Source organism: Vibrio halioticoli NBRC 102217 (assembly GCF_000496695.1).
In the GTDB taxonomy this organism is placed as follows: domain Bacteria; phylum Pseudomonadota; class Gammaproteobacteria; order Enterobacterales; family Vibrionaceae; genus Vibrio; species Vibrio halioticoli.
Map to the genome: position 1 here is coordinate 21,839 of NZ_BAUJ01000067.1, position 6,300 is coordinate 28,138.

6 protein-coding genes are annotated in these 6,300 nt (G+C 43.9%); 1 reads left to right on the plus strand and 5 read right to left on the minus strand.

The window, feature by feature from the left end; translation table 11 throughout:
- The 5 genes from rlmH to leuS form a co-directional block, all read right to left on the minus strand.
- Window positions 1-471, minus strand: coding sequence for a 23S rRNA (pseudouridine(1915)-N(3))-methyltransferase RlmH (rlmH, locus tag VHA01S_RS16015; protein ID WP_023405387.1), 471 nt, complete (start codon window positions 469-471; stop codon window positions 1-3).
- A 3-nt stretch (window positions 472-474) separates the two neighbouring features.
- A complete protein-coding gene (rsfS, locus tag VHA01S_RS16020) occupies window positions 475-792 on the minus strand; it encodes a ribosome silencing factor (protein WP_023405388.1) in 318 nt (105 codons plus the stop codon).
- 51 nt (window positions 793-843) lie between these two features.
- Complete coding sequence (gene holA, locus VHA01S_RS16025; protein ID WP_023405389.1) at window positions 844-1,854, minus strand: DNA polymerase III subunit delta; 1,011 nt, start codon at window positions 1,852-1,854, stop codon at window positions 844-846.
- Window positions 1,855-1,863: 9 nt separating this feature from the next.
- Complete coding sequence (locus tag VHA01S_RS16030; protein ID WP_039971201.1) at window positions 1,864-2,619, minus strand: LPS-assembly lipoprotein LptE; 756 nt, start codon at window positions 2,617-2,619, stop codon at window positions 1,864-1,866.
- 125 nt (window positions 2,620-2,744) lie between these two features.
- Window positions 2,745-5,318 carry a leucine--tRNA ligase gene (leuS, locus tag VHA01S_RS16035; protein ID WP_023405391.1) on the minus strand — a complete coding sequence of 858 codons (2,574 nt, stop codon included), beginning with the start codon at window positions 5,316-5,318 and terminating at the stop codon, window positions 2,745-2,747.
- 447 nt (window positions 5,319-5,765) lie between these two features.
- Here leuS and VHA01S_RS16040 point away from each other — a divergent pair, with 447 nt between their 5' ends.
- Window positions 5,766-6,236, plus strand: coding sequence for a zinc ribbon-containing protein (locus VHA01S_RS16040; RefSeq protein WP_023405392.1), 471 nt, complete (start codon window positions 5,766-5,768; stop codon window positions 6,234-6,236).
- Window positions 6,237-6,300: the final 64 nt, after the last annotated feature.

Genomic DNA, 6,300 nt, shown 5'->3' on the forward strand with positions numbered 1-6,300 from the left:
TTACTCACGATGATAAGGGTGGTTCGCGTTAACGCTCCAAGCTCGGTATAGGCTTTCGGCCATTACCACTCGCACCAAAGGGTGAGGGAGTGTTAAAGGGGAAAGTGACCAACTTTGTTCTGCGGCTGCTTTACACGCTGGCGCTAAACCTTCTGGTCCACCGATAAGAATAGAAACATCACGAGCATCGAGTTTCCAACGCTCCAACTGTTGTGCGAGTTGCGGAGTATCCCAAGGCTTGCCTGGAATATCTAAGGTCACAATTCGGTTTCCTTTAGGTACTGCCGCCAACATGGATTCGCCTTCTTTTTGTAAGATGCGCGCAATGTCAGCGTTTTTACCTCGTTTACCAGCAGTGATCTCAATCAGTTCCAGAGGCATATCGTTGGGAAAACGACGCTTGTACTCATTAAAGCCTTCTTCTACCCATTTTGGCATTTTAGTGCCAACGGCAACGAGTTGGATTTTCACAGATTAACCCCAAAGTTTTTCTAGTTGATAAAGTTCGCGGTGTTCTTCTTGCATCACATGAATCATGGTAGATCCCATATCTACGACAACCCATTCGCCTTCAAGTTCACCATCCATACCTAAAGGTTCGATGCCGATCTTTTTCGCTTCACTGGCAACATGCTCTGCAATGGAGGAAACGTGGCGCTTAGAGGTGCCTGTGCAGATAATCATGTAATCGGTCACGCTAGATTTTCCTTGAACGTCTAGGGTTACGATTTGTTGTGCTTTTATATCGTCTGCTTTATCAGCCAAAAAGTCTTTTAATTCCTTGCCTTGCAATGCAGGCTCCTTATTCAAATTGTCATAGGTGGAAAGTATATCGCGCTGATCTTAAGCGTTTTGCGACATACTCATGTCGAGTGTTAATTGCGTCAGCATTGGCCATACGCTGGTGTCATAATCGGTTTTTGCTGTGTGCTCGGCTTCTGCTAGAGCGCAGACCATCGAATACAAAGAGCGTGCAGTATGGCGATTAAGCGCTGCGGTATACAGTGGGCGCTTGTTGTTCCAAACGCGGTATTGGTCAAATACTTGCTGTAAACTTTTTTGATTCAATTGTTGCTTGTAGCTCATTAAAGTATTGAGCTCTTTTTGCAATGTGCGCAGTAAGATAACCGCTTCGATACCTTCACCGTGCAATTCACGCAAAATACGCTGGCTACGCTTGGCTTTTCCTTCAAGCATAGCGTCAATCCAGTTAAACGCTGTAAAGTGGTTATGTCTGCTCAGGGCTGATTCTATACGAATTAGCGTCAAGACTCCGTCAGGATAGAGTAAACAAAGCTTCTCTAAGCTCTGACTAAGGGCTAAAAGGTTCCCTTCATGCCATTGCGCCAGCATTTGCACCGCTTCTGCATCGGGTTTTAGCCCCAATTTATGGCAGCGCTGCATAACAAACTGCGGTAAACGTTGTGCATCAGGAGTTAAGCAACTGACCCATAAGCCGTTAGCATTGAGTGCTTTGAACCATTTGGTGTTTTCTTGCGCTTTAGTGAGCTTGCTTCCGATGACAATCAATATCACGTCAGGATTGAGCATTTGCTGTAAATTCAGCAGCTCTTTACTTATGGTTTGATTGGTGCCCGATTCTGGTAACTCGAGTTGTAGGATCTTTTTTTCAGCAAAAAGACTCATTGAGTTACAGGCATTAAAGATCTCATTCCAATCGGTTTGCGCGTTAATGGCAAAGCGGAAGGTTTCACTAAAACCTTGTGCTTTGGCGCTTTGTTCGATTTGATTTTGAGACTCCTGCACTAAAAGAGCTTCACCACCAAACACAAGATACACGGGGTGTAACTGTCTTTGTAAAGTGTTCTCTAGTTTGTCAGCAAAGATACGCATGATAACTGTCTACTCCGCAGCAGGCGTTTCAGCCTCTGTGGTTGTCGTATCAGTGCTTACTGTTTCTGTCGCGCTAGTCTCAGTAGCTGAAGATGAATCATCCGCTTTATTTTCGTCAGTTGCGCTTGGTTGCGGAGCAACCGGTGCAGGATCAGATTTCTCGAATTCAGCTTCTAATGAAATTTGATCTTTTTTCTGCAAAGAAGGGTCAACAAGCATGCCTTCTTCATTCACTTCTAGTTGTTGTGAATCTTCATTATCGAGGCTATTGCGTAGACGTGCTAGCTGTCGAATGATTTGTCGAGAGGCTTGCTTACGCATTTCATTTTCTAGCATCTCTTGCTCTACCGATTTAGCCAAAGCGGTGAGTGGGTTATCTAGATAGCTACGGCTTACTTGAGTAGTAAAGGTTCGAGAATAGACTTCAGGTACGATAACTCGGTAAGTGACTACCAGTTTGATCTCTTTTTCGGCCGCGCGGCTGTTTTGATAGAGAGAAAGTGTGCGATCACTGATGCTTTCTGATAACAGGTGCAGGTTAGTGACATTGGCCGCAGGAGTCACAAGATCAATGTCGTTGTTTCTGAGCTCAGTGGTGACATCTCGGGTTAATCGAGAATAATCATCGTAACTGGTAAGGGACATCGAGCCTACTTCTTCAGGAACTAGGTAATTGCCACGTAAATGAAAACCACACCCACTGAGTAGTGATGCAAACAGTAGAGCAATAGTGAGACGTAAATAGGGTAGGCGTGCAATTTGAATCAAAAGAATACTCTCTACAGGAAGTTCGGTTTTTATGGTGCTTCTCTAAATAAAAAGTGAGTTAAAAAGCACTATAAAAAACGAAGTGTGAAGGCGAAATTTTTCGCCCTCACACTAAGGTTAGATTAGTTTGCTACAATATTCAGCAACTTACCTGGTACGTAGATCACTTTACGCACAGTTTTATCTTCAATGAATTTAACCACGTTTTCATCGTTTAGACCCAGTTCTTCAACTTGCTCTTTTGATGCGTCTGCAGCAACGGTTAGTTTGGCGCGAAGTTTACCGTTTACTTGAACAACGATAAGTTTTTCGTCTTCTACTAACGCTTTTTCATCAAAGGTTGGCCATTGCGCGTGATCGATGTCGCTGCCACCTAATGCTGTCCACATTTCAAAGCTGATGTGCGGAGTGATTGGGTAAAGCATAGTCACAACCGCTTTAAGTGCTTCGTCTAGGATGGCGCGATCTTGAGCTGATGCTTGTGGCGCTTTCGCCAGTTTGTTCATCAGTTCCATGATAGCGGCAATCGCAGTGTTGAAGGTTTGACGACGTGCAACGTCATCGGTCACTTTAGCAATGGTTTTGTGTACGTCACGACGCAGTGCTTTTTGCTCAGAAGAAAGCGCTTTAGCGTCTACTGCTTCGGCTGCGCCTTGTGCAGAGTGCTCACGAACCAGTTTCCAAACACGTTTTAGGAAGCGGTTAGCCCCTTCAACGCCAGATTCTTGCCACTCAAGAGTCATGTCAGCAGGAGAGGCAAACATCATGAATAGACGTACTGTATCTGCGCCGTATTTGTTGACCATTTCTTGTGGGTCGATACCGTTGTTTTTCGACTTAGACATTTTGATCATGCCTGAGTGTTCAACGTCGCGGCCTTGGGTATCTACAGCTTTTTCAATGCGACCTTTACCATCACGTTCAACAGTCACATCAGTAGGTGCGATCCACTCTTTAGTGCCTTTTTCGTTAGTGTGGTAGAAAGCATCAGCCAATACCATACCTTGACAAAGCAGTTGCTTGAACGGTTCGTCTGAAGTGACGTAGCCCGCATCACGCAATAGTTTGTGGAAGAAGCGCGAGTACAATAGGTGCATACAAGCGTGTTCGATACCACCAACGTATTGATCAACAGGTAGCCAGTAGTTGGCTTTTTCTGGATCTAGAATATCGTCAGCTTGTGGTGAACAGTAACGTGCGTAGTACCAAGATGATTCCATGAAGGTATCAAAAGTATCCGTTTCACGCAGTGCAGGTTCGCCATTGAATGTGGTTTTAGCCCATTCTAAATCGGCTTTAATTGGGCTAGTTACGCCGTCCATTACTACATCTTCTGGCAGGATAACTGGCAGTTGATCAGCAGGAACTGGGTGAACTTCACCGTCTTGTGTAGTGACCATTGGGATTGGTGCACCCCAGTAACGTTGACGAGATACGCCCCAGTCACGTAGACGGAAGTTAACGGTTTTAGTGCCTTTACCTTCTGACTCTAGTTTGGCTGCGATAGCATCAAACGCGGCTTGGAATTCAAGGCCGTCAAATTCGCCTGAATCAAACAGTACACCTTTTTCAGTGTAAGCTTCTTCAGAGACATTAAGCTCAGAACCATCGGCTGGTTTGATCACAGGGATGATGTCTAGGCCGTATTTAGTGGCAAATTCGTAGTCACGTTGATCGTGTGCAGGAACTGCCATTACAGCGCCTGTGCCGTAATCCATCAGTACGAAGTTAGCCACGTAAACTGGAACTTCACGGCCGTTCAATGGGTGAATAGCAGTAAGGCCTGTCGCCATACCTTTCTTCTCCATTGTCGCCAGTTCAGCTTCGGCTACTTTAGTGTTGCGACACTCATCAATGAAAGCCGCAAGCTCAGGGTTAGTTTGAGCGGCGATATCAGCCAGAGGGTGACCTGCTGCGATGCCCACGTACGTTACACCCATAAGAGTGTCAGGACGAGTGGTGTACACTTCTAAGTCTTGTTGACCTTTAACTTCAAATTTAAGTTCAACACCTTCAGAGCGACCAATCCAGTTGCGTTGCATGGTTTTTACCATGTCAGGCCAACCGTCAAGGTTGTCTAGATCATCAAGTAGCTCTTGTGCGTACTCAGTGATTTTAATAAACCATTGTGGGATTTTTTTCTGTTCAACAGGGGTGTCACAACGCCAGCAGCAGCCGTCTTCAACTTGTTCGTTTGCTAGAACAGTTTTATCGTTTGGACACCAGTTAACAGATGAAGTCTTTTTGTACACTAGGCCTTTTTCGTACAGCTTAGTGAAGAACTCTTGTTCCCAGCGGTAGTATTCTGGAGTACAAGTGGCAAATTCACGGTTCCAGTCGTAACCAAAGCCAAGTAGCTTAAGTTGGTTTTTCATGTACTCAATGTTTTCGTAAGTCCATGGTGCTGGAGCTGTGTTGTTCTTAACAGCAGCGTTTTCTGCTGGTAGACCAAAAGCATCCCAACCAATCGGCTGCATCACGTTTTTACCTTGCAGGCGTTGGAAACGAGATACTACATCACCAATGGTGTAGTTGCGCACATGGCCCATGTGGAGACGACCACTTGGGTAAGGGAACATTGAAAGACAGTAAAATTTTTCTTTGCTTGAGTCTTCAGTTACAACAAACGTTTTGTTGCTGTCCCAGTGCTGTTGAACTTTCTGTTCAATATCTTGCGGGTTGTATTGTTCTTGCATGGACGCTATCCGTTTTCTAGGAAACTATTAGAACGATTAAATCAGTTCATTAGAGATCCGCTTAGAATACCTAATGCAGCTAAAAGCAACAACCACAAAGCTAGCTTTAAACGAGGATATTTGCGTTTATGCGTCTCGATGACTGACTGTTGTGACAATTTTAGTCTGTTAGATACTGCTTAGGCTAAGTTCTAGCAAAAGGGCATTCGGCAGGATGTAAAACTTTAGCTCAGGATTTGCGATGAATTTTAGGGAAGTGTTTGAGGGTATAGCGCAAGATGCTTTTTAGAAAATAGCTTTAAATAATAATGACATAGTTATTTATTTTTTGAAAACTGTGAGTGGCACGACCTTTGTCTGAATCTACAGAGACTAAAATAATGGTATTCAAAAGGTATTTTTAGTGGTTATCTATTGTCATTAGATCGTCATAGAAAAGGAGTTGGTATGCCAAAACGCCAATCAGGATATGAAAAGTTATTGTCGAACGTTGTTGAATCTCTAAAAAATAGCCCAGAAGAAATTAACAACGTGATTGCCACTTCAGAGAAAGTTGTAGAAGCGGCTAATGACATGACAAAAGACGAACTCGCACTTGTTTCTGCCTATGTGAAATCGGATTTGCAAGAATTTGCCAATAGCTTTGAAAAAAGTAAATCAGGGCCTTTTTATCTCACCATCGCCAATACTCTTTGGCAATCACTTTCAGATATTACCGATAAAACCAAAGTTGAGTGGGTCGAGTTCTTTAAAGACTTAGATCATCAAGGTGTGTACAAAAGCGGTGAGTTGATTGGACTTGGTGTGCTTGTGTGTGAAAAATGCGGGCATAAAACAACTTACAATCACCCAACTGAAATTATTGCATGTACTCAGTGTGGGCACGATGAGTTCACTCGTTTGCCTCTAAAACCTTAGATTCGAGTGTTTAAGTACTAAGTACTAAGTGCTAGGTCAGCATTTCAAATTAAAAAGGCTAAGC

Bases quoted from the DNA above. Each gene is read 5' to 3' on its own strand.
- leuS (WP_023405391.1), bottom strand. From the start codon at position 5,318: ATGCAAGAACAATACAACCCGCAAGATATTGAACAGAAAGTTCAACAG.
- holA (WP_023405389.1), bottom strand. From the start codon at position 1,854: ATGCGTATCTTTGCTGACAAACTAGAGAACACTTTACAAAGACAGTTA.
- VHA01S_RS16040 (WP_023405392.1), top strand. From the start codon at position 5,766: ATGCCAAAACGCCAATCAGGATATGAAAAGTTATTGTCGAACGTTGTT.